The sequence below is a fragment of the Klebsiella sp. TF21-TM genome, from assembly GCF_019753495.1.
Taxonomy (GTDB): Bacteria; Pseudomonadota; Gammaproteobacteria; order Enterobacterales; family Enterobacteriaceae; genus Klebsiella; species Klebsiella quasipneumoniae.
Window position 1 is genome coordinate 210,631 of sequence record NZ_JAIJYL010000005.1, and the last position, 21,199, is coordinate 231,829.

A 21,199-nucleotide genomic window follows, 5' to 3' on the forward strand; every position below is an offset into this window, starting at 1 on the left:
TAAGTAAATTCTTAACTTACCGGGGTGGCCGCCGCGCCGCACAGCATGGTCATAATCTGTTCCACCACCCGATCCGGGGCGGCCGTAGCATCGACAATATGATGGGCAGCGTCACGGTATAACGCTTCACGCTGCGCCAGCACCTCGCCCACTTCCTCACGCACCGGTTTCCCGGTGAGCGTCGGCCGCTGTTCGGCTTTCGGGTAGGCTTCCAGACGGTCAATCAGCGCCGATACCGACGCCTGCAGATAGATCACCACGCCGTTCTCCCGCATAAACTGGCGGTTACATTCCGCAAGGATGATGCCGCCGCCGGTGGCGATCACCGTATTCGGCAGGGTCACGGCCTTCAGCGACAGGGCCTCCAGCTCGCGAAAGCGCGCCCATCCTTCCGCCTGCACGATCTCCGCCACCGTCCGCTGCTCATGGGCCTGCAGCCGATGATCGGTATCGGAGAACTGAAAATGCCGCGCTCGCGCCAGCGCATGGCCGACGGTGGTTTTACCGCAGCCGCGTGGCCCGATGAGAAAGATTGGCTGTGTCATAACCGAAGACCCCCTGGTTCCGTCTGTCGCAAAAAAAGGAAAACGAAAGAACGTATTATCGCTGTCTGTTCCGCAACGCATACGTAAAGAAAACGTTACACAACTTCTTTACACCCCATCACCACAGTGAGACAAGGGGTTCTTAATGTAAACTTATCATTGCATGTACTGTTTAACCAGCTTTACTTTCCGCCGGGCGTTATTTTTTATCCGCTGCTGGCGTAAACGGTAACACATTTATGCATAGCTTTACGAAGCAACATATTTACAACATCGTGTTTCAGACGCACCCTGATGCCTATTCGACAGTGTGACAGAGGAATGTAACATGCAATCTGAAGAACAACGCCTTATTGATGGACTGTTTTCCCGGCTGAAAGAGGCTGAGGCGCACAGTGCATCGCGCGATGCCAGCGCCGAGGAGCGGATTGCCCAACACGTGAGCGCGCAGCCGGCGGCCCCCTACTATATGGCGCAAACCATTCTTATCCAGGAAGCCGCGATTAAACAGCTCAACGATCGCATCCAGGCGCTGGAGAGCCAGGTCAGCCAGCTGCAGGCGGCGAAGCCCAGCAGCGGCGGATTCCTCTCCGGCCTGTTTGGCGGCGGCGGCTCGTCACGCGGTTCTGACCCGATCCCGGGCGCGGAGCAATACGGTCGCCCGCAGGCCAGCGCCCAGCCGCAGTATGCCCCACAGCAGCAGCAGAGCTATGCCCCGCAGGCTGCCGCACGCGGCGGCGGCTTTATGGCGGGCGCGCTGCAAACGGCCGCAGGCGTAGCGGGCGGCGTGGTGCTGGGCAATATGCTGACCAATATGTTCAGCGGCTCGCACCCGCAGGAGATTGTTAATATCATCGAAGAGAAGCCGCAGCCTGATGCCGCCGCGCAGGACGCCGCCGCAGGTGACGATCCGTTCCGTCAGGGAGACGATCAGTTCCTTGCCGACAACACCTGGAACGACGACTTCGACGCCGGCTTTGGCGATGATGATATTGGCAGCGATGACGACAGCTGGGTTTAACCCTGCTGACGTTTAACCGCCAGCAACCACTTCTCCAGCTCGGCGGCAAACTGTTGCCGATCGCGCTGCGATAAACTATCCGGGCCGCCGGTCTGAACGCCGCTGGCCCGTAATGTCTCCATAAAATCCCGCATCGTCAGCCGCTCGCGGATCGTCGCCTCGCTGTAGCGCTCTCCGCGCGGATTGAGCGCCGCCCCGCCCTTCGCCAGCACCTCCGCCGCCAGCGGTATATCGGCGGTGATCACTAAATCCCCCGCCGCGCACTGACGGACGATTTCGTTATCCGCCACGTCAAAACCCTGCTCAACCCGCAGGGTGCGGATGAAACGCGACGGCGGTACGCGCAGCGGCTGGTTCGCCACCAGCGTCAGCGGCGTCTGGGTCCGCTCTGCCGCGCGGAACAATATCTCTTTAATCACGTTCGGACACGCGTCTGCATCCACCCAAATGGCCATGCCAGCTCCTGTTACCTGCAATAAGTGCCGCCAATGTTACCTGCTTTTCTCCCCCATGAAAGCGCCAGGATGATAAGCTAATCAGATCGTAACGAAAAAAGCAGAGGGGAATGGTGATGGATAAGAAAATTGGCTTTATCGGCTGCGGCAATATGGGTAAGGCCATTCTGGGTGGACTGATCGCCAGCGGCCAGGTCCAGCCGGGACAAATCTGGGTCTACACCCCGTCGCCGGACAAGGTTGCGGCTCTGCGCGACCAGTACGGCATCAACGCCGCCGATAGCGCCCAGGAAGTGGCGCAGATTGCCGATATCGTCTTCGGCGCGGTGAAGCCGGGGATCATGACCAAAGTGCTGGGCGATATCGCCTCCAGCCTGAATAAAGAGTCGCTGGTGGTCTCTATCGCCGCCGGCGTCACGCTTGACCAGCTGGCCCGCGCGCTCGGCCACGATCGCAAAATTATTCGCGCGATGCCCAATACGCCGTCGCTGGTTAACGCCGGCATGACCTCCGTTACGCCAAATGCGCTGGTGAGCAGCGAAGATGTGGCCGAAGTGCTGACCATTTTCCGCTGCTTTGGCCAGGCGGAGCAAATTGCCGAACCGATGATCCATCCGGTGGTCGGCGTTAGCGGCTCCGCGCCGGCCTATGTCTTTATGTTTATCGAAGCGATGGCCGATGCCGCCGTGCTCGGCGGAATGCCGCGCGCTCAGGCTTACAAATTCGCCGCTCAGGCGGTGATGGGCTCCGCCAAAATGGTGCTGGAGAGCGGTGAGCATCCGGGGGCGCTGAAAGATATGGTCTGCTCTCCTGGCGGGACCACCATCGAAGCCGTGCGCGTGCTGGAAGAGAAAGGCTTCCGCTCCGCGGTGATCGAAGCCATCACCCAGTGCATGGAAAAATCAGAGAAACTGAGCCGCTCCTGAAGCTGAGCAGGCGGGCTGCAAGCCCTGAGAGGTCAAAGAACAAGGGAGCGCGAGCGCTCCCTTTTTTTCAGGCTTTCTTCAGGCAGCTACTCATGAAGGTGTTGCGTTCATCGCCCTTCAGTGATTTTGCCGAAGCCGCTTTGTTGCAGTCGCTCATCTTCTGCTGCTGAGGCGTGAGGGTCTTTCCTTGCGGCGTGGTGGTCTCTTTTTTCAGGCACTGGCTCATAAAGGTTTTGCGCTCATCCCCCTTCAGCGCCTTGGCTGACGCTTGCTGATTGCAGTCCGTCATCTTTTGCTGCTGGGGAGTAGGCGTTTTTTCTGCCGCGCCAACCGCGCTGATAAAGATCAAGCCAAACAGTAGGGTCATCAGTAAGGTTATTTTCATCGCACCATCCTTCTGTGAGTGGAACGTTGTAAGTCTGGACGCAGATAGAAAAAAAACCAGCCGGTGACGCGAATTCGCCACCGGCAGCGACTTATTTGAGACTCAGGGCCGCTTTCATGGTCGAGAAGAGGTCGGTCTGGTCGGTCAGGCCGACGACGTTAGCCGCATGCGGACCGTAGGCCGCAATGCGCAGCTGGGTGCCGGTGTGCTCCATCGACTCTTCCTCGGAGTTACCGTAACTCATCACCATCACCGCGCCATCGTGCGTGTTCAGGGCCTGGGTCAGCCCCGGGGCTTTGCTATCCGCCGGGATAATCTGGCTGGCGTGCGCATGGTCGGCGGTGACGATCACCAGGGTATTGCCGTCTTTTTTGGCAAATTCCAGCGCCTTCTGCACCGCCTCGTCGAGGTCCACGGTTTCGCCGATCTGGCCGCACGGATTCGCCGCATGATCCTGCTTATCGATTGAGGCGCCTTCCACCTGCAGGAAGAAGCCTTTCTCGTTGCGGCTCAGCAGGTCAATCGCTTTCTCCGTCATCTGCGCCAGCGTCGGCACCGAGGCGTCGCGTTTCGGGTTTGGCGTACAGGTCACCGGCGGCTTATCGATATTACCGTGATAAGACGCCTTGGGCCCTTCCCAGCGTACCGGCATATTGCCGTCGGCGAAGAGTCCCAGCAGCGGTTTATCCTGGCTGGCTGCCGTCGCGGCGGCAAGAGAGGCCGCGTCGGTCACAATCTGGTAGCCGCGTGCTTCCGCCTGCTCGCGCAGGGTTTTGCCCTGCCACTCGCCCGCCGTCGCCGTTTCGGCAAAGGTCTTCGCGCCGCCGCCCAGGGTGACATCCGGCCGGGCGTTCAGCAGCTGTTCGGTAATGGAGCCTTTGCCCCCTTTCTCCAGCGCATTGCTGGGGCATTTTTCGCTGGTGACCGTGGGGCCGTAGCATTTACGCGATGTCACATGCGCCACCAGCGCCGCGGGGGTGGCGTCCTGCAGCTCGGCAGTAGAAACGTTGCCGGTGGCCAGGCCCGCCGCTTTCGCCAGCTCGAGGATGGTCTGATGCGCGTTCTCATGAATATCGACGCCCAGCGCGCCGTTATAGGTCTTCACGCCGGTGGTCCAGGCGGTGGCGGAGGCCGCCGAGTCGGTGACGTAGTCCGGTTTACCGGTTTTTTTATCCAGCGAATAGTGCGTGTACTGCCCGGTTAACGGCAGGGCGTCAATGCCTTTAAAGAAACCGCCCGCCCCTTCCGCATAATTTCGCGCAGCGGTAATTTCAGAATCACCCATGCCATCGCCAATCAGCAAAATAACGTTTTTGGCCGGCTTATTGATTATCGAGGCGCGCAGCGCTTCGGTTTGATCGCCCGTTAAACGACGCGCGCCGCCGGGAGTGGTGATATCTCCCTGGGCAGCGCGATTTTCCAGAACCGGCGCGGCAGTAGTTTCCGCATGAATAACCGGCGAGCCCAGCAGAGGCAGCAGGGCAATAAACAGGGCGCTTAATTTCACTTTTGTCATCTCCATGTAAAAAATACTTAAAAAAACAAAACGTGGGAGACTTTATAAAAGGGAGATGACAGAAAAATGACGGCATCCTTGTCGCGTCGCAAAGATTAGCTACGAGGATGCCGCAACAGCTTCTTTAGATATTGCTGCAGCAGGATGGCATCCTGGTCGTTGACCGGCGGACAGGGCGTCACCTGGTCTATCGCCTGCTCAATATCCTGAATCAATGCCTGCTGGGCATCATGCTCCATATGGCGCAATAATGCGGTGACCACGATCTCCAGCGCTTCAACCTGCACCGTCAGTTCCTTTGCTTCTTCTTCCTTTTGCGCCAGTTTAACCAGTAACTCAGCAATGAGATTCTTCATAGCACCAGTTCCTTATGCGAGGTCTGTTTTTCGATTGAGATGTCATACCCGATGACGGACCTCAGAATTACTTAAAATAAGAATCGTCGCAACACCCAATATACAGCGAAACGTTTTACCACAACAAAATACCACTATAAATAGTATTGTTTAATCATGAGCGGCGCTGTTTATAACCAAAGTGCGTCGGAAATAATAAAACGGAATAGCGCTCACGCCATGGCGATAACAAAAAGTAATGATAAATCTACTGGCGGGGAAAAATGCTGACGGTATGGCGTTAAATACCGTCAGCCGAGGTTCAGGCCTTCGCCCGGCGGGTGCGGCGCAGCATCCATGCCAGCTGCCAGAGGTTGATGAAGACGATAATGGCGGTGGCAATAAATACCCAGCGGAAGCCGGCCATCGCCGATACGGAGGCGCCAATCAGCGGCCCGGCGACGTTGCCCAGATACATAAACGACTGGTTATAGCCAAAGATGCGCCCGGTGACGCTGTCGCTGCTGTATTTCAGCAGCAGGGTCTGCACCGCCGGAAGCATCGCGCCATCGGCAAAGCCGAGCAGAAAACGTAGCGTCCCCAGCTGCAGCGGGGTGGTGACAAAGGACATGGCGAAGAACATCACCACCGCGCAACAGAGCGTCGCCAGCAGGATCCGCGAAGTGCCGATGCGGTCGCCAAGCTTACCCAGCCGTGGGGCAGAGATCAGCGCCGACACCCCGGGCACCGCGGCGATCATCCCGGCCAGAAAAGCGATATTGTTGCTGTCCGGCGCCATCGACTTGATAAACAGCGCCAGGATCGGGCCAATTGAGCCGTTACACAACTGGATCACCAGGGTGGTGAAAAAGAGGCTGATCACCAGCCCCGGATAGGGCAAGGAGGCAAAGACCTGTTTCCCGGTGAGACGATCGGTTTTGCTGACCGGCGGGCGGCCCCCCTCTTTGATCAGAAACAGGGTGACCAGAAAACTGATGGTCAGCAGGATCGCCGTAATAAAAAAGACCATCCGCAGCCCGACGTGGTCCGCCAGGAAACCGCCCAGCAGCGGGCCGCCGATCACCCCGCTGATTTGCGCCGTCGACAGGGTGCTCAGCGCCCAGCCGCTACGCTCGCGCGGCACCTGGGAGGCCACCAGCGCCATGGCGTTGGGGATATAACCGGAGGTTAAGCCCATGATCGCCCGCAGGATAAACAGCTGCCAGACGTTGGTGGCGAAGGCCTGAAGTAAAATGGCGATCGCCATTCCCAGCGAGGCGCGCAGCAGCATCAGCTTGCGGCCTTTGCGGTCCGCGAGGCTCCCCCACATCGGCGAGACGACCGCCGAGACCAGAAAGGTGACGCTGAAGGTCAGTCCCGACCACATCGACAGCGCTTCATGCGAGGTGACGCCCAGCTGGGAGACGTAGAGGGGTAAAAAGGGGAGAATTTGACTGATCGCCAGGCCGGTAAAAAAGCACCCAAACCAGACGGAGATGAGATTAACCTTCCAGGATTCCATAACTACGCGTATTCATTAATGATTTGCCAATTATTACCTAGCTTAGCAATTTCATTCCACTGGTGTACTACCATAGATGCGCTGGCGGTGAGTTTGGTGTTTTATGAATGCGCATGAGAGGCTGACGAAGCATTTTCTGGTTATTCAGGCTGCTCACAGGGCTTTATGCTCAAAAGCAGAAGCCCTGCCCGCGCATGCCAAAGTGAAAATGGTTGGCGTGCGCCGCGTTGTACTCCGGCCCCAGCGCGTTGCCGAAGTAAGGGCAGCTGTTGCTTAGCAGCGCCGCCAGCCAGGGGTGAGAGCGCTCGCTGCGCCAGCCCTGCAGGACGCTGATGCGTCTGCCGTCCGTCAGGCGGAAGCCGCTAACATCAAGGGCATCCGCCGTCGCGTGTTCACTGCGCCGCGCCTGTTCCCGATGGTAGATATTACGGCAGGCGAAGCTGCCGAGATGATCGATCTGGCGCAGATCGCTGGCCATCAGCTGACGGGTCAGCGGCTTCGCCTGCTGTTCGACGTACAGCGCACTGCTGAGCGCCAGCGGGCAGCTGGCGAGGAAACTGCTGCTCAGCTGCACCGAGCCAAAATTAGCCACCCGCACCACGTTACGCAGCGGGCAGGCGCCCTCGCTGTCGGCCACCGGCTGGCTGGCGATGAGCCGTCGGCGGTTGGCCTCCGCCAGCAGAGAGGCGCACTGGTCGGCCGTCAGGCTGCGCAACTTGAACGACGTCAGCCAGCCCGGGGGATCGTCAAGGGCCAGCGGCGCCAGCGGATTCAGGTGTGGCGGCAGATAGCGATATCCCACCAGGCCCGCGCCGAGCAGCCCGGCCAGCACCAGCAGCGTCTTTCCTCTCACGCCCGCTCCCGTCAATTGATCAGGTAAATATTATGGCAGGCAGGCGGCGGTTTCACATGGTATGTTATGCCCTTTGATGTAATCTGGATGGAAGTTGAAATGGCAAAGATGAGGGTTGGGATCGTTTTTGGCGGTAAGTCGGCAGAGCATGAAGTGTCGCTGCAGTCAGCGAAGAATATCGTGGAAGCGATTGATAAATCACGCTTCGATGTGGTTCTGTTGGGGATTGATAAACAGGGACTATGGCACATCAACGACGCCGGCAACTACCTGCTCAATGCTCAGGATCCTGCCCGCATCGCCCTGCGCCCTTCAACGGTGACCCTGGCGCAGATCCCGGGCCGTGAAGCGCAGCAGCTGATTAACGCCGAAAGCGGCCAGCCGCTGGCGGCCATCGATGTGATTTTCCCCATCGTCCACGGCACGCTGGGCGAAGATGGCTCCCTGCAGGGGATGCTGCGCATGGCCAATCTGCCTTTCGTCGGATCCGATGTGCTGGGCTCTGCGGCCTGTATGGACAAAGATGTGACCAAACGACTGCTGCGCGACGCCGGGCTCGCCGTCGCGCCGTTTATCACCCTGACCCGCGCCAACCGCGCGCAGTTTAGCTTTGCCGATGTCGAAGCGAAGCTGGGCCTGCCGCTGTTCGTTAAGCCGGCCAACCAGGGATCGTCGGTTGGCGTCAGCAAAGTTAAAAACGAAGAGCAGTACCATCAGGCGGTGGCCCTGGCCTTTGAATTTGACCATAAAGTGGTGGTAGAGCAAGGCATTCAAGGCCGGGAAATTGAGTGTGCGGTGCTGGGTAACGACCACCCGCAGGCCAGTACCTGCGGCGAAATTGTCCTCAACAGCGAGTTTTACGCTTACGACACCAAATATATCGACGACCAGGGCGCGCAGGTGGTGGTCCCCGCCGCTATCGCCCCGGAGATCAACGACAAGATCCGCGCTATCGCGGTGCAGGCTTACCAGGCCCTGGGCTGCAGCGGCATGGCCCGCGTCGACGTCTTCCTCACCGCCGACAACGAGGTGGTGATCAACGAGATCAACACCCTGCCGGGCTTCACCAACATCAGCATGTATCCGAAGCTGTGGCAGGCCAGCGGCCTCGATTACACCAGTCTGATCACCCGCCTGATTGAGCTGGCGCTGGAGCGCCATGCCGCGGACCGGGCGCTGAAAACCTCCATGAACTAAAACGCGTTTACCCCGCCTGGCAGCGGCGGCCTCAGGCCTCTTCTGCCGGGCGGCGGCGGATCACAAAGCCCGCGATCCAGAAGCTTATCACCCAGGTGACCAGACCGACGGCGTAAGATTGCCAGCCCTGCGTCTCAAACCCCAGCAGCCCCACCACGCCATTTAGAATAAAAATTAACCCCAGCGCCACCGCGTAGTAGTGCCAGTCGCGGCGAATTTTATCAGTGAGCTTCATGCGGCCTCCAACAGCAAAAAACGCATCTTCGCATAGCCGCCCGCGGCGGTCTGTAGCGATATGGAGAATGTTGCTGGATTGCGACGCCGGTCTCCCTTTTCCCTTCCTGTGGCGCGGTTAACACAACGGCGAAAACAGGATTATTCCTGGAGGGCAATTACCAGCAATCTGATACTGGCGACGGCGTCGCACTGCCAGAATACCTGCCATAGAGCTGGAGAAAAAACCAGCAGTACAGAGGTGGGAGGGCCTATGGCTGAATTCAGTTTTTCAAAATCGCTTTTGGGAAATAAAAAAAGAGGGGCGCTGACCGGCAGCCATGTCGCTTACGGACTGTTTGTCCTGATCTGCTGCTGGGCCGGCGCGCAGATGCTCAGCATGCTGATCCACGCCCCGGGAGTCTTTGAGCGCCTGATGCAGGCCCAGGACGCCAGCCGTCCACAGGTCGACATCAGCCTCGCCGTTGGCACCCTCTTTGGCCTGATCCCTTTTCTGATCGGCTGCTCGTTCATCGGGCTGCTGGCGCTCATTGTGCGCTGGCGTCGGCGCCGTTAACGCCGCGCCATACAGCTTGCCCGCCGCTCATCGACCCGTTTCGCAAACCACGCCGTCGTCAGATTACGGGTGATTTTCGGACTCTCAAGCTGGATCCCCGGCAACATCTCCCGCGGCAGGGTTTTGCCCGTTTTTTTATCCGCGAGGCGGAAAACCTGTTGATAGAGGTCGGTCTTCTCAAACGCCAGGCTGTCGCCCTTTTTCAGCTGGCTATGGATCTCGCTGTCGCTCATCCCCAGCTGGCCCGCCAGGCGGCGCACCGCCAGCTCGGTGCTGCCCGGCTCATCGCTGTCATAGCGGATAAGGTCGCCGTCGAGCGCCAGTTTCACCCCGCTGGCTTTCACCACCGCGTTCTGGAAGGCGGCGTTACGGCTGGCATACCAGCCGGCGTTAAAGTCGGCAAAACGGTACAGCGGCACGCTGTAGCTGGCCGGGTAGTTCAGCAGATGATAGGTGCCAAACCACAGGCCGCCGCGCAGGCTGAAGACCTCCTGGCGCACCGTACCGTTCATTTTCCACGGGTAGCCGGAGGTGTGCTGCTCGGCAAAGGCGATGCTGACCTGCATTGGGCCGCCGGTGTGCACCGGGTTCAGGGAGCCGAACAGCTTCTGCCCCATCGGCACCATCCCGATAAAGTCATCAAAAATAGCGCTCAGCTGCTTTTCCGTCTTCACGTTGTCCAGACGGTCGCTGTAGCTTTTGCCGTTTGGCGAGGTGATCTTCAGCGCGGTATGGACCAGAAACAGCGGAATGTGCATTTTTTCCGCCCGGCGGTCGATCTCCTGCCAGGCGATTTTATTCAGCCCCGGCACCACCGGGTCGGACTGATAATTGGACTCCTGCTGCGCGACCGCCAGCACCGAGCAGACGTTCTCTTCCGTCGGCGCCAGCTTCTGGCTGTCAAAGGCGGTGGCGATGGCTTGCGCCCAGGCCTCCCGATCCTTCACGCTGGCGGGCATTTTCTGCCGCACCACCGACGCCACGTCAACGGGCTTCTCGCCCTCTTTCAACACCGGCGCCTGTTGGCTGGTACAGGCGCTTAGCACCACGGCCGCCAGCAGCGTCAATGAACCGGGTATAATGCGCGATAAACGTGCGGCCATCCTGCTTCCTTGTCTTGATTAACATAATGTCGGGATCGCTTCCTGCAGCGGCTTGCCGTCCAGTTCGCGCTCAAAGCTGCGCAGACGTTTGTAGATGGACATCAGTTCCACCAGCGTCGTCCACGAGCTGATCAGGTACTGGAACGAACCGCGCACCTGGCCGAAAACGTTGGTAATTTGCGTCATCAGCCCGAGGGTAATCGTACCGGCAACGATCGACGGAAACAGCAGGAAAAGGCCGAAAACGTTATCCACCTGCAGATAGAGAATGCGGGCGATATTGAAATACATATAGTGGAAATAGAGACGGAAATAGTTGCGACGCACCGCGCTGAACAGCTCGCGCACCGTCGGCGGCGTGGCGCGGGTTTCATCGTCCTCGCCGTAGACCAGCTCTTTACGATAGGCCGCTTCCACGCGCTGGTTTTTAAACTCCAGACCCGGCAGCTTAATCCCCACCACCGCCAGCAGGCCGGTCCCCATCAGCGACCAGACGATCGCGGCAATCACCAGGCCATACGGCAAGTGACCGACGATGGGCAGGTCGGGAACGTGTTGCGAGAGCGTCACCAGCACCGGCAGGAAGGCGATCAGGGTCATCACCGCGTTGATAAAGCTCACGCCCATATCCTCCAGGGTGGAGGCAAAGCGCATGGTGTCTTCCTGCACACGCTGCGCGGCGCCTTCGATATGGCGCAGATGCTGCCAGTGGGCCATGTAGTGTTCGTTCATCGCCGTGCGCCAGCGGAAGACGTAGTGGCTGACGAAGAAGTTGTTCATCACGCCGATGATCACCGCGATGAGCGCGATGCCGAGAAAGATGCCGATCTCATGATAAAACTGGTTGATGCTGACCTTATGCGGGGTGGCCAGCGCGCTCTGGATCAGGTCATAGAACGGCGCATACCAGGCGTTGATCGCCACCCCCACTTCCACCAGAAACCAGGTGACGAAGATGATGAGCGACGTGCCGAGAATCGACCAGTACTGCCAGCGATGTGGGCAGTAGACAAACCAGAACAGCGCAAACACGCCGACGCAAAACAGATAGTAAGCGTAGAACACCAGATAGTTGAGCGACCAGAAGCGCGCCGCGCTGATCGCCACATCCTGCGATGCCCCGGTGACCCGCAGCAGCCAGTCGCCGCCGCCCGCCTGCCAAAAGATCACCGCCAGCAGCGACCAGATAAAGGCAGAAATAAAAAACGGCCCCGGTTTGGGGAAAAAAGATTTAAACATCATTGTCTCCTGCTAACTTCTTATCGTTCTGCTATTGCTGTATACGACGCATACGTCGGCCGCCGCGTGAAAGCGTTCTCGCGGGGCAGACGGATGATAAGACCGGATATCAACAGCTTAGTTCTGCTGCCAGGCGTGCAGAATTGTTTCTGTGGGTTTCACCTGTAAAGGATTGCCAGGAACGGTCAGCGTACGCCACACCTCATTGTAGTGGGCGATGAGCGTCGCGGCCTGCGCGGCGGGGCGGTTGGCGGTGGTGTGGGCATCTTCCGCGATAACAATGCCGTATCCGCGGCTGGCGCCGTTTTTAATGGTGGTGTCGAGGCAGTAGTCGGTGGCGCAACCGCAGATGACAAACTGCTGAATGTCGTGTTCCCGCAGCACCTGCTCCAGCGAGGTGTGGTAGAAGGCGTCGCAGGCGGTTTTAGTGACATAGAGCGCGCCGGCCGGCTGCTCCAGCTCAGGGAGCAGGGCGAAGCCTTCGCTGCCGGCTTCGAGGCCGCCGGCCTCATCATGTTGAATAAAAATGACCTTATCCGCCGCGCGCACCAGACGATTAATTTGCGCGACGCAGCGCTCACGCGCCAGACGCGGCGTGGCGAACACGCCGTTTTGCATATCCACGACCATCACTACCCGTTGAGCCGCCATTGTTTTCTCCCGCGAACCTTCAGCCAAACGGTCATCATACGCGCCGGCGAAAAAAGCCGATATCCGAAAGCGTAAAAAAGTCTTTTTTACGCACCGTTACCTTTTTCCTGCAGGAATGTCGTGAATCCCGCTTTGTTCTGCGCCACTTCGTAGTATAAATACCCTCTTCTCTTTTATTTATTTAATGGATGATTTCCGTTGAAACGTAGTTTGCTCATTTTTGCTGCGCTGTGCGCGGCGTCGTGGACCTCGGCGCAGGCCGTACAGCCCACCGTTGACCCGGTTTTCGCCTCGGATGTGGTCGATCGTTACGCCAATCATATCTACTACGGCAGCGGCGCCACCGGCATGGCGCTGGTGGTGATCGATGGCAATCAGCGTGTGTTTCGCAGCTTTGGCGAAACCCGCCCCGGGAATAATCAGCACCCGCAGCTCGACTCGGTGATCCGTATCGCCTCCCTCAGCAAACTGATGACCAGCGAGATGCTGGTGAAGCTGCTCGACCAGGGGGTGGTGAAACTCGACGATCCGCTGAGCAAATACGCCCCGCCGGGCGCCCGGGTGCCTGACTGGCAGGGAAAACCGATCACCCTGGTGAATCTCGCGACCCATACCAGCGCCCTGCCGCGCGAACAGCCTGGCGGCGCCGCCCATCGCCCGGTGTTTGTCTGGCCGACCCGCCAGCAGCGCTGGAGCTGGCTCTCTACCGCGACCCTGAAGACCGCGCCGGGCTCGCAGGCGGCCTACTCCAACCTGGCCTTCGATTTGCTGGCGGACGCGCTCTCCACCGCCGCCGGCAAACCTTATCCGCAGCTATTTGAAGAGCAGATCACCCGACCGCTGGGGATGAAGGACACCACCTTTACCCCGTCGCCGGACCAGTGCCAGCGGCTGATGATCCCGGAAAAAGGCGCCAGCCCGTGCAACAACACCCTGGCGGCGATCGGCAGCGGCGGAGTCTACTCGACGCCGGGGGATATGATGCGCTGGATGCAGCAGTTCCTGTCATCCGATTTCTATACCCGCGGCCAGCAGGCCGACCGGATGCAGACGCTGATTTATCAGCGTAACCAGCTGACCCGGGTGATCGGTATGGACGTGCCGGGCCGCGCCGACGCGCTGGGGCTTGGCTGGGTGTATATGAAGCCGAAGAATGGCCATCCGGGGATTATTCAGAAAACCGGCGGCGGCGGCGGGTTTATCACCTATATGGCGATGAATCCGCAGGCTAACGTCGGCGCTTTTGTGGTGGTGACCCGCTCGCCGTTAACCCGCTTCAACAATATGAGCGATGGCATCAACGACCTGGTCAGCGAGCTGAGCGGCGCGCAGCCCAACATGCAGACGGCCAGCCAGTAAGCCCGGAGGAGGTTTCGCCGATGCGACATAACGATCGTTTTGGCGAAACATCCCGCTGCCATTTCAGTTACACTACCGTCTTTCATTTCACAAAATCAGGCAAACCATGACAGATTTAATCACTCGCCCCCGCCGCCTGCGTCAATCCGCTGCGCTGCGCGCCCTGTTTGAAGAGACAACACTGAGTTTGAACGACCTGGTGTTGCCGATCTTTGTTGAAGAAGAAATTGATGATTACAAAGCGATCGAGGCTATGCCCGGCGTGATGCGTATTCCGGAAAAATATCTGGCGCGCGAGATCGAACGCATCGCCAATGCCGGCATTCGCTCGGTGATGACCTTTGGCATTTCTCATCACACCGACGCCACCGGCAGCGATACCTGGAATGAAAATGGTCTGGTGGCGCGTATGTCGCGGATCTGTAAGTCCACGGTGCCGGAGATGATCGTCATGTCCGATACCTGCTTCTGCGAATACACCTCCCACGGCCACTGTGGCGTGCTGTGCGACCACGGGGTGGACAACGACGCGACCCTGGAAAACCTCGGCAAACAGGCCGTTGTCGCCGCCGCCGCCGGCGCGGACTTCATCGCCCCTTCCGCCGCGATGGATGGTCAGGTGCAGGCGATTCGCCGCTCGCTGGACGCTGCCGGCTTCACCAATACGGCGATCATGTCCTACTCGACCAAGTTCGCGTCTTCCTTCTACGGCCCGTTCCGCGAAGCGGCCGGTACCGCGCTGAAGGGCGATCGTAAAACCTATCAGATGAGCCCGATGAACCGCCGGGAAGCCATTCGCGAGTCGCTGCTCGATGAAGCCCAGGGCGCCGACTGCCTGATGGTGAAACCGGCCGGCGCCTACCTGGATATTCTGCGCGATATCCGCGAGCGCAGCGATCTGCCGCTCGGCGCGTATCAGGTCAGCGGGGAGTACGCGATGATCAAATTCGCCGCCCAGGCGGGCGCTATCGATGAAGAGAAAGTGGTTCTGGAAAGCCTTGGCGCGATCAAACGCGCGGGCGCCGACCTGATCTTCAGCTATTTCGCCCTCGACCTGGCCGAGAAAAAAATCCTCCGTTAAGCCTCCCTCTCCCCGGTGGCGCTGCGCTTACCGGGGCTACCAAACCTCATCCCCGGTGCGCTGTATTTATCGCGACCACCACACCGTAGCCCGGATAAGGCGCTTGCGCCGCTATCCGGGGACAGGCGCTAACCAATATCTGTAGCTAAAACTTTGCGCGCCGCTTTCCACCTTCTGCGCCTTCTCCTTGGCGTACCGGATTTCGCCTTCTAACGTGTTAAACCACATCATAAATACCGAATTCCAGGAGATCCTGTGGTGGCTTATCGACGTTATTACATTAAGGGGGGAACCTGGTTCTTCACTGTTAACCTTAAAGACCGTAGAAGCATTCACCTAACTGAAAACATAGAATTATTGCGCTACTCTGTCGCTGTTGTTAAACAACATCGCCCCTTTATTATTGATGCCTGGGTGGTGTTGCCTGAACATCTGCATTGCATCTGGACACTACCTCATAATGATGACGATTTTTCTTCACGCTGGAGAGATATCAAAGGCTGTTTTACCAGAACGTTAAAACGACAACCCCTCTGGCAACCGCGCTTCTGGGAGCATGCCATACGCGATGAAGATGATTACCGCCGACACGTTGATTACATCCATATCAATCCACTTAAGCATGGCTGGGTCACCCGGGTGATCGATTGGCCATTTTCAACCTTTCATCGCGATGTCCAGCGCGGGCTATATCCCCCAAATTGGGCTGGCGATAGCTTTGATCTTAGCTGCGGTGAACGCCGATAGCCTCTCCCCGGTGGCGCTGACGCTTACCGGGGCTACAAATCGGCGCCAACCGTAGCCCGGATGAGGCGTTAGCCGCTATCCGGGAAACCTCCCCCGCTGCGAGCGAAACTTCACCCAACTGTAATCTGAACGACATCTCTACCTTCTACTGTCTGGGCAGGACGGAGGAGGAGCCACTATGTTTAGTCTCGACAACGTACTCGATGACCTGTGGCCTCAGGCGAGGCCCGCCCCCTGGCAAAAGAAACTGTTAAAAAAGCTATTTTATGAGGAAGAGTTTCAACAATTTGCCGACCGTCACCGCCACCTGAAGGGGCTTGATACGGTCGAACAGGTGCTGGAATACCTCAATATCCGCTGCGCTATCCCGGCGCACGATCTCGAACAAATCCCCGAATATGGCCCGCTGGTCATTATCGCCAACCACCCCACCGGCACCCTCGACGGCCTGGCGCTCCTGTATGCGGTATCCCGCGTGCGCCGCGATGTCAAAGTGGTCACCAACCGCATGCTCACCCATCTTGAGCCCCTGAGCTCGCTGTTTATCCCGGTGGATAATATTCATGGCCGCACCGCTAAAACGGCGCTGCAGCAGATGGACCAGCAGCTGCAGGCCGGCGGGGTGCTGATCTTCTTCCCGGCGGGGGAAGTCTCCCGCCTCACCCGTCGCGGCATCCGCGATAAAAAATGGCACTCGGGCTTTATTAAGCTGGCGGCAAAATATCGCGCCCCGCTGCTGCCGGCGTGGATTAACGCCCACAACAGCGCCCTGTTTTACGCCAGCACCCTGGTCTCCGACAACCTGCCGCTGCTCCTGCTGATGCAACAGATGTTTCGCCGGCGCAACAGCAGCCTGCCGGTGCGTATCGGCCAGCAGATCCCCTGGTCGAGCTGGTTCGATGCCCAGTCCAGCGCTCGCGAGCTTACCGGCCGCTGCTATCAGCACCTTGACCAGCTGCGCAAAGGGCTGCCGGGGCGGTTTAAAACCGAAAGCGCCATCGCCCGTCCGGAAGACCGGGCGCGGCTTAAACGCGAACTGCACAAGGCTGAATGCCTGGGCCGCACCGCCGACGGCAAAGTGATTTACCTCTGGCAGCGCAACGGCCAGGAGGAGGCGCCGCTGCTGCGCGAGCTGGGACGCCTGCGGGAAATCGCCTTCCGCGCGGTCGGGGAAGGCAGCGGCAAACGGCGGGATATCGACCGGTATGACGACGATTATCTGCATCTGATCCTGTGGGATGAAGAAGATCTGGAAATCGTCGGCGCTTACCGCTTTATGCCGACGGCCATACAGCTGGCAAAGCGCGGCCTGGAGGGGATCTACAGCTCCAGTCTCTTCCACTACGACGGGCGGATGGACGACATCCTGCAGCACGGCATTGAGCTGGGGCGCAGCTTTATCCAGCCGCGCTACTGGGGTCGACGCGGGCTGGACTATCTGTGGTCCGGCATCGGCGCTTATCTGGCGCGCTATCCGCACTATCGCTATCTGTTTGGCCCGGTGTCGATTTCTGGCGGGCTGCCGCCCGCCGCTCGCGATCTGCTGGTGGCGTTCTACCGGCTGTGGTTCCCGGCGACGCATCCGCTGGCGGAGTCGCGTCGCCCTTATCCGGCGTCGCTGCCCGACGTGCTGGCGCAGTTTGGCGGGGAGGATTACAACGACGACCTGGCCCGGCTGAAGTCCCTGCTGGGCAATCTCGGCTGCGCGATCCCGCCGCTGTATAAGCAGTACTCGGAAGTGTGCGAGCCGGGCGGAGTGCAGTTTATCGATTTCGGCAGCGATCCGGATTTCAACAACTGCGTGGATGGTCTGGTGTTGGTGGACTTGACCTATCTGAAGGCCAACCGCTATCAGCGCTATATTGGCGCGCATCTGGGTGCGCAAAAATCGGCATAAACGCTTTTTCCCGGCTTGCGGCGCGTTGCGCCTTAGCCGGGCTACGGTTCACCGTTTCCGACGGTTCGGTAGCCCGGAAAAGCCGCGTCAGGCGCCGCCTCCGGGAAGCAGCGGGCAATGCAGCATCCGCTTTTCTCCGCGGCTCGCGGCTGATACAAGCCTTACCCCGCCCGGTAATACGGCTTATCGCCAAGGATCGTCGCCCGGTGCATGATCCGCCGCTGCGGCAGATAGTCGGCGTTGGCGTAATGCTGGGTTACCCGGTTATCCCAGATAGCGACATCGTTCGGCTGCCAGCGCCAGCGCACCTGAAACTCCGGTTTGGTGATATGGGCAAACAGGAAGCTCAGCAGCGCCGCGCTCTCTTTCTCGGTCACGTCGACAATCCGCGTGGTAAAGCCTTCGTTAACGAACAGCGCCTGCTTGCCGGTCACCGGGTGGGTACGCACCACCGGGTGCAGCAGCGGCGGATGCTTCGCCACCGCCTCCTGCCAGCGCCGATGCTCGGCTTCCGTGTGGTTGTACTTATACTCCTGGAACGATTTACGGAAATCGTGTTCCGCATGCAGGCCGCTCAGCAGCTGCCGGAAGGGCTCTGATAGCGCTTCCCAGGCGGCGATGCCGCTGGTCCACAGGGTGTCCCCGCCGGTCGTCGGCAACTCTTTCGCCGCCAGAATAGCGCCGGCGGGCGGCGTGTCGATAAAGGTGACATCGGTATGCCAGTTGTCATTATCCGGCGGATTATCGTTGTGGGTATCGAGGACGATAATCTCCTCGACGCCTGGGGCGTGAGGGTAGACCGGATGGATATGCAGGTCGCCAAACCGCAGCGCCAGGTCGCGCTGTTGCGCCGGGGTGATATTTTGCTCGCGCAGGAATACCACCTGATGACGCAGCACCGCGTGATACAGCTGTTCAAACTGGTTGTCGCTCAACGGACGGGTTAAATCCGCCCCGGTCACCTGCGCGCCAATATACGGCCCCAGCGGGGTAATGCTCAGACGTTCACTCATTGTACTTCTCCATGCCAGGGCGTCAGGCGCCGCTGCAGCGCGCGCAGACCCAGTTCCAGTAAAAAGGCGATAATGGCAATCACCGCGATCCCCGCCAGCACCACATCGGTGGCGAGAAACTCGCCGGCGGACTGCACCATAAACCCTAACCCGCGGGTGGCGGCGATCAGCTCAGCGGCCACCAGCGTTGACCAACCGACGCCAAGACCAATGCGCAGCCCGGTGAGGATCTCCGGCAGCGCGCCGGGCAGGATCACCAGCCACAGCACCTGCGCCCGGCTGGCGCCCAGCGAACGGGCGGCGCGAATCCGCACCTGCTGCGCGCTTTTTACCCCCGCCAGCGCCGACATCGCTACTGGGGCGAAAATCGCCAGGTAGATCAGCAGGATCTTCGACGTTTCACCGATGCCAAACCAGATCACCATCAGCGGTAAGTAGGCCAGCGGCGGCACCGGCCGATAAAGCTCGATCAGCGGATCGAGGATCCCGCGCACCGTTGAGTTGAGCCCCATGGCGATCCCCACCGGCACGCCGATCAGCACCGCCGCCAGCAGAGCGATAACGATCCGCGTCAGGCTCGCCGCCAGGTGCTGCCAGAGCGTCGCATCCATAAAGCCCTGCGGCCCGGCGATAGTGATAAGCTTCTGCAGCACCTGGCCCGGCGGCGGCAAAAATAGCGGGCTAATCAGCTGCAGCGCCGCGACCGCCCACCAGACGGCCAACAACACCGCCAGGGTCGCCACGCTGAGGGTGAGCTGACGGGAGAGCGGCCAGCGCCACTTCAGCGTCAGTTGACGCGGTTTGTCGTTCAGTACCACGCTCATGAGAAAGCCTCCCGTTGGTCAAACACCCGGCTCAGAATGTATTCCCGCTGTTCAATAAACCGCGGGTCGGATTTGATGCTGCGGCAGGGTTCGCCCGCGACAAAGCGGCGGCTGAAATCCAGCGGCAGCCGCTCCACCACCCGCCCCGGCCCCGGCGACAGCAGCACCAGCTCGGTCGCCATAAAGATGGCCTCTTCAATGTCATGGGTGATGAGCAGCACCTGTTTGCCAGTCTCATGCCAGAGGGTCAGCAGCAGCGTTTGCATCTGCTCGCGGGTAAAGGCGTCAAGCGCGCCGAAGGGCTCATCCAGCAGCAACAGCTGCGGATTCGCCGCCAGCGCCCGGGCGATGCCCACCCGCTGGCGTTGACCGCCGGACAGCTGCCAGATAAAGCGCTTTTCCGCCCCTTCGAGGCCGACCTTTTTCAGCATCTGCGCCGCCGCTTGCCGCCGCTGCGCTTTATCCACGCCCGCCAGCTGCAGCCCCAGCGCCACGTTATCCTGCACATTGCGCCATGGCAGCAGGCCTTCGTTCTGGAAGACCACGCCGCGCTCTGCGCCCGGCCCGGTCACCCGCTGACCTTCGAGGGTGATGCTGCCGTGCTGATAGGGCGCGAATCCGGCAATCAGGTTCAGCAGGGTAGTTTTACCGCAGCCCGAAGGCCCCAGCACCACCAGCAGCTCCCCACTCTCCAGCGTCAGGTTGATATCCGCCAGCGCCGGTTTACCGCCGTAGTCGGCGGAAAGATGCGAGATTTGCAGCATCGCCGCCTCCTTTACTTCACGAAACGGTCAGTAACGTACTGACGATAATCGGTTCCCGCCGCGGGCACTTTGCCCTGCTCTTTCAGAAAGCGCGCGGTATCGACGATGGCCTGATTGACCGGCCCGTTCAGCGCCTGCGCCTGCTCAGCGGCGGTCAGGTAGGTGTTCCCCTTCACCAGCCCCGGGACATCGGCTTCCGGCACGCCGCTCAGGCGCGCCAGCTTGCTGATGTTGTCCGGCTGCTTCAGCCACTCATCCGGGTTGGCGATGTAGGGCTGCTGAGCGTCGATGGCGCTTTTAGCAAACGCTTTGACGATCTCCGGATGCTGCTCGGCGAAGTCCTTACGGACCACCCAGACGTCGAGGGTCGGTGCGCCCCACTCCCCGACCTGCGCGGAATCGGTCAGCACCTTGCCCTCTTTTTCCAGTTCGTTAACCGCTGGCGCCCAGACGTAAGCCCCGTCGATATCCCCGCGCTGCCAGGCGGCGATAATCGCCGGCGGCTGCAGGTTTATAATCTGCACCTGGCCCGGCTTGATGCCCCAGTGTTTGAGCGCCGACAGCAGGCTGTAGTGGGTGGTGGAGATAAACGGCACGGCAATGCGTTTGCCGATCAGATCTTCCGGTTTGGTGATGCTTTTCTTCACCACCAGCGCTTCGGAGTTGCCGAGCTTTGAGGCGAGCAGGAACACTTCAATCGGCACCTGCTGGCTGGCGGCCACCGCCAGCGGGCTGGAGCCGATATTGCCGATCTGCACATCGCCGGAGGCCAGGGCGCGCACCACGCTGGCGCCGCTGTCAAATTTCCGCCAGTCGACGGTCGCCCCGCTGGTTTTGGCGAAGGTGTTGTCCGCCTGGGCGACTTTCGCCGGCTCAGCGGAGGTTTGATACGCCACGGTCACATTGACCGCCTGCGCCTGGAAGGCGGCGACGGCCAGCGCCGCCAGAAGAGTAATTCGCGATGTGAATGCCATTA

The 21,199-nt window shown here is 59.7% G+C and carries 23 protein-coding genes; 8 read left to right on the forward strand and 15 right to left on the reverse strand.

Annotated features, from left to right (window positions below; translation table 11 throughout):
• Positions 1-11 precede the first annotated feature (11 nt).
• Entirely contained in the window at positions 12-545 is a 534-nt protein-coding gene (aroL, locus tag K5R89_RS07235) for a shikimate kinase AroL (protein ID WP_217259270.1), read from the reverse strand.
• A gap of 328 nt (positions 546-873) precedes the next feature.
• Between aroL and K5R89_RS07240 the strand changes: the two genes are divergently transcribed.
• Positions 874-1,566 (forward strand): DUF2076 domain-containing protein, encoded by a 693-nt coding sequence (locus tag K5R89_RS07240; protein ID WP_023288576.1) that lies wholly within the window; start codon positions 874-876, stop codon positions 1,564-1,566.
• On the opposite strand, the gene K5R89_RS07245 is transcribed toward K5R89_RS07240, so the two are convergent.
• Complete coding sequence (locus K5R89_RS07245) at positions 1,563-2,021, reverse strand: YaiI/YqxD family protein (RefSeq protein ID WP_004204870.1); 459 nt, start codon at positions 2,019-2,021, stop codon at positions 1,563-1,565. The genes K5R89_RS07240 and K5R89_RS07245 overlap by 4 nt on opposite strands.
• A gap of 116 nt (positions 2,022-2,137) precedes the next feature.
• Between K5R89_RS07245 and proC the strand changes: the two genes are divergently transcribed.
• The gene (proC, locus tag K5R89_RS07250) at positions 2,138-2,947 is read left to right on the forward strand and encodes a pyrroline-5-carboxylate reductase (protein ID WP_023288574.1); all 810 of its coding nucleotides are present in this window, start codon (positions 2,138-2,140) and stop codon (positions 2,945-2,947) included.
• Positions 2,948-3,014: 67 nt separating this feature from the next.
• On the opposite strand, the gene psiF is transcribed toward proC, so the two are convergent.
• The 5 genes from psiF to K5R89_RS07275 form a co-directional block, all read right to left on the reverse strand.
• Positions 3,015-3,332 (reverse strand): phosphate starvation-inducible protein PsiF, encoded by a 318-nt coding sequence (psiF, locus tag K5R89_RS07255; RefSeq protein ID WP_023288573.1) that lies wholly within the window; start codon positions 3,330-3,332, stop codon positions 3,015-3,017.
• A 91-nt stretch (positions 3,333-3,423) separates the two neighbouring features.
• Positions 3,424-4,854 (reverse strand): alkaline phosphatase, encoded by a 1,431-nt coding sequence (gene phoA / locus K5R89_RS07260; protein WP_032428614.1) that lies wholly within the window; start codon positions 4,852-4,854, stop codon positions 3,424-3,426.
• Positions 4,855-4,943: 89 nt separating this feature from the next.
• Positions 4,944-5,204, reverse strand: a complete 261-nt coding sequence (gene iraP / locus K5R89_RS07265) for an anti-adapter protein IraP (RefSeq protein ID WP_004204875.1) — start codon at positions 5,202-5,204, stop codon at positions 4,944-4,946.
• 301 nt (positions 5,205-5,505) lie between these two features.
• Complete coding sequence (locus K5R89_RS07270) at positions 5,506-6,705, reverse strand: multidrug efflux MFS transporter (protein WP_087827706.1); 1,200 nt, start codon at positions 6,703-6,705, stop codon at positions 5,506-5,508.
• A gap of 169 nt (positions 6,706-6,874) precedes the next feature.
• The gene (locus K5R89_RS07275; protein ID WP_023288570.1) at positions 6,875-7,558 is read right to left on the reverse strand and encodes an extensin family protein; all 684 of its coding nucleotides are present in this window, start codon (positions 7,556-7,558) and stop codon (positions 6,875-6,877) included.
• 99 nt (positions 7,559-7,657) lie between these two features.
• Here K5R89_RS07275 and ddlA point away from each other — a divergent pair, with 99 nt between their 5' ends.
• Complete coding sequence (ddlA, locus tag K5R89_RS07280) at positions 7,658-8,755, forward strand: D-alanine--D-alanine ligase (protein ID WP_023288569.1); 1,098 nt, start codon at positions 7,658-7,660, stop codon at positions 8,753-8,755.
• Positions 8,756-8,786: 31 nt separating this feature from the next.
• Here ddlA and K5R89_RS07285 read toward each other — a convergent pair whose 3' ends face one another.
• Positions 8,787-8,990, reverse strand: coding sequence for a DUF2754 family protein (locus K5R89_RS07285; protein WP_004204881.1), 204 nt, complete (start codon positions 8,988-8,990; stop codon positions 8,787-8,789).
• A gap of 252 nt (positions 8,991-9,242) precedes the next feature.
• Here K5R89_RS07285 and K5R89_RS07290 point away from each other — a divergent pair, with 252 nt between their 5' ends.
• On the forward strand, positions 9,243-9,545 hold the full coding sequence (locus K5R89_RS07290) for a YaiY family protein (protein ID WP_023288568.1): 303 nt from the start codon (positions 9,243-9,245) through the stop codon (positions 9,543-9,545).
• Here the strand turns inward: K5R89_RS07290 and K5R89_RS07295 are convergent.
• The 3 genes from K5R89_RS07295 to K5R89_RS07305 form a co-directional block, all read right to left on the reverse strand.
• Positions 9,542-10,648, reverse strand: coding sequence for a DUF1615 domain-containing protein (locus K5R89_RS07295; protein WP_050533107.1), 1,107 nt, complete (start codon positions 10,646-10,648; stop codon positions 9,542-9,544). The genes K5R89_RS07290 and K5R89_RS07295 overlap by 4 nt on opposite strands.
• 18 nt (positions 10,649-10,666) lie before the next feature.
• Positions 10,667-11,887: a peptide antibiotic transporter SbmA gene (gene sbmA / locus K5R89_RS07300; RefSeq protein WP_217259271.1), complete on the reverse strand. Its 1,221-nt coding sequence runs from the start codon at positions 11,885-11,887 to the stop codon at positions 10,667-10,669.
• A 117-nt stretch (positions 11,888-12,004) separates the two neighbouring features.
• Positions 12,005-12,517, reverse strand: a complete 513-nt coding sequence (locus K5R89_RS07305) for an isochorismatase family protein (protein ID WP_072096510.1) — start codon at positions 12,515-12,517, stop codon at positions 12,005-12,007.
• A gap of 219 nt (positions 12,518-12,736) precedes the next feature.
• Between K5R89_RS07305 and ampH the strand changes: the two genes are divergently transcribed.
• From ampH to K5R89_RS07325, 4 genes are all read left to right on the forward strand, one after another.
• Positions 12,737-13,897, forward strand: a complete 1,161-nt coding sequence (gene ampH / locus K5R89_RS07310; RefSeq protein WP_023288566.1) for a D-alanyl-D-alanine-carboxypeptidase/endopeptidase AmpH — start codon at positions 12,737-12,739, stop codon at positions 13,895-13,897.
• A gap of 106 nt (positions 13,898-14,003) precedes the next feature.
• Entirely contained in the window at positions 14,004-14,978 is a 975-nt protein-coding gene (gene hemB, locus K5R89_RS07315; protein ID WP_002890201.1) for a porphobilinogen synthase, read from the forward strand.
• Positions 14,979-15,233: 255 nt separating this feature from the next.
• Complete coding sequence (locus K5R89_RS07320; protein ID WP_217259272.1) at positions 15,234-15,725, forward strand: transposase; 492 nt, start codon at positions 15,234-15,236, stop codon at positions 15,723-15,725.
• Positions 15,726-15,903: 178 nt separating this feature from the next.
• A complete protein-coding gene (locus tag K5R89_RS07325) occupies positions 15,904-17,622 on the forward strand; it encodes a lysophospholipid acyltransferase family protein (RefSeq protein ID WP_072422257.1) in 1,719 nt (572 codons plus the stop codon).
• Between the two features lie 161 nt (positions 17,623-17,783).
• Here K5R89_RS07325 and tauD read toward each other — a convergent pair whose 3' ends face one another.
• From tauD to tauA, 4 genes are read right to left on the reverse strand one after another with little or no spacing between them, the layout of a single operon-like run.
• Positions 17,784-18,635: a taurine dioxygenase gene (gene tauD, locus K5R89_RS07330; RefSeq protein WP_023288563.1), complete on the reverse strand. Its 852-nt coding sequence runs from the start codon at positions 18,633-18,635 to the stop codon at positions 17,784-17,786.
• Positions 18,632-19,459 (reverse strand): taurine ABC transporter permease TauC, encoded by an 828-nt coding sequence (tauC, locus tag K5R89_RS07335; protein WP_032453385.1) that lies wholly within the window; start codon positions 19,457-19,459, stop codon positions 18,632-18,634. The genes tauD and tauC overlap by 4 nt, the downstream gene beginning before the upstream one ends.
• Entirely contained in the window at positions 19,456-20,223 is a 768-nt protein-coding gene (tauB, locus tag K5R89_RS07340) for a taurine ABC transporter ATP-binding subunit (protein WP_217259273.1), read from the reverse strand. Before tauB ends, tauC begins: the two co-directional genes overlap by 4 nt.
• 11 nt (positions 20,224-20,234) lie before the next feature.
• On the reverse strand, positions 20,235-21,197 hold the full coding sequence (tauA, locus tag K5R89_RS07345) for a taurine ABC transporter substrate-binding protein (protein WP_023288560.1): 963 nt from the start codon (positions 21,195-21,197) through the stop codon (positions 20,235-20,237).
• Between the last annotated feature and the right edge of the window lie 2 nt (positions 21,198-21,199).

Coding starts and splice junctions, on each gene's coding strand:
- iraP (WP_004204875.1), bottom strand. CDS start 5,204: ATGAAGAATCTCATTGCTGAGTTACTGGTTAAACTGGCGCAAAAGGAA.
- K5R89_RS07290 (WP_023288568.1), top strand. CDS start 9,243: ATGGCTGAATTCAGTTTTTCAAAATCGCTTTTGGGAAATAAAAAAAGA.
- K5R89_RS07270 (WP_087827706.1), bottom strand. CDS start 6,705: ATGGAATCCTGGAAGGTTAATCTCATCTCCGTCTGGTTTGGGTGCTTT.
- K5R89_RS07285 (WP_004204881.1), bottom strand. CDS start 8,990: ATGAAGCTCACTGATAAAATTCGCCGCGACTGGCACTACTACGCGGTG.
- phoA (WP_032428614.1), bottom strand. CDS start 4,854: ATGGAGATGACAAAAGTGAAATTAAGCGCCCTGTTTATTGCCCTGCTG.
- proC (WP_023288574.1), top strand. CDS start 2,138: ATGGATAAGAAAATTGGCTTTATCGGCTGCGGCAATATGGGTAAGGCC.
- hemB (WP_002890201.1), top strand. CDS start 14,004: ATGACAGATTTAATCACTCGCCCCCGCCGCCTGCGTCAATCCGCTGCG.
- ddlA (WP_023288569.1), top strand. CDS start 7,658: ATGGCAAAGATGAGGGTTGGGATCGTTTTTGGCGGTAAGTCGGCAGAG.
- psiF (WP_023288573.1), bottom strand. CDS start 3,332: ATGAAAATAACCTTACTGATGACCCTACTGTTTGGCTTGATCTTTATC.
- K5R89_RS07295 (WP_050533107.1), bottom strand. CDS start 10,648: ATGGCCGCACGTTTATCGCGCATTATACCCGGTTCATTGACGCTGCTG.
- K5R89_RS07240 (WP_023288576.1), top strand. CDS start 874: ATGCAATCTGAAGAACAACGCCTTATTGATGGACTGTTTTCCCGGCTG.
- K5R89_RS07245 (WP_004204870.1), bottom strand. CDS start 2,021: ATGGCCATTTGGGTGGATGCAGACGCGTGTCCGAACGTGATTAAAGAG.
- tauC (WP_032453385.1), bottom strand. CDS start 19,459: ATGAGCGTGGTACTGAACGACAAACCGCGTCAACTGACGCTGAAGTGG.
- tauA (WP_023288560.1), bottom strand. CDS start 21,197: ATGGCATTCACATCGCGAATTACTCTTCTGGCGGCGCTGGCCGTCGCC.
- K5R89_RS07325 (WP_072422257.1), top strand. CDS start 15,904: ATGTTTAGTCTCGACAACGTACTCGATGACCTGTGGCCTCAGGCGAGG.
- aroL (WP_217259270.1), bottom strand. CDS start 545: ATGACACAGCCAATCTTTCTCATCGGGCCACGCGGCTGCGGTAAAACC.
- tauD (WP_023288563.1), bottom strand. CDS start 18,635: ATGAGTGAACGTCTGAGCATTACCCCGCTGGGGCCGTATATTGGCGCG.
- K5R89_RS07305 (WP_072096510.1), bottom strand. CDS start 12,517: ATGGTCGTGGATATGCAAAACGGCGTGTTCGCCACGCCGCGTCTGGCG.
- sbmA (WP_217259271.1), bottom strand. CDS start 11,887: ATGTTTAAATCTTTTTTCCCCAAACCGGGGCCGTTTTTTATTTCTGCC.
- tauB (WP_217259273.1), bottom strand. CDS start 20,223: ATGCTGCAAATCTCGCATCTTTCCGCCGACTACGGCGGTAAACCGGCG.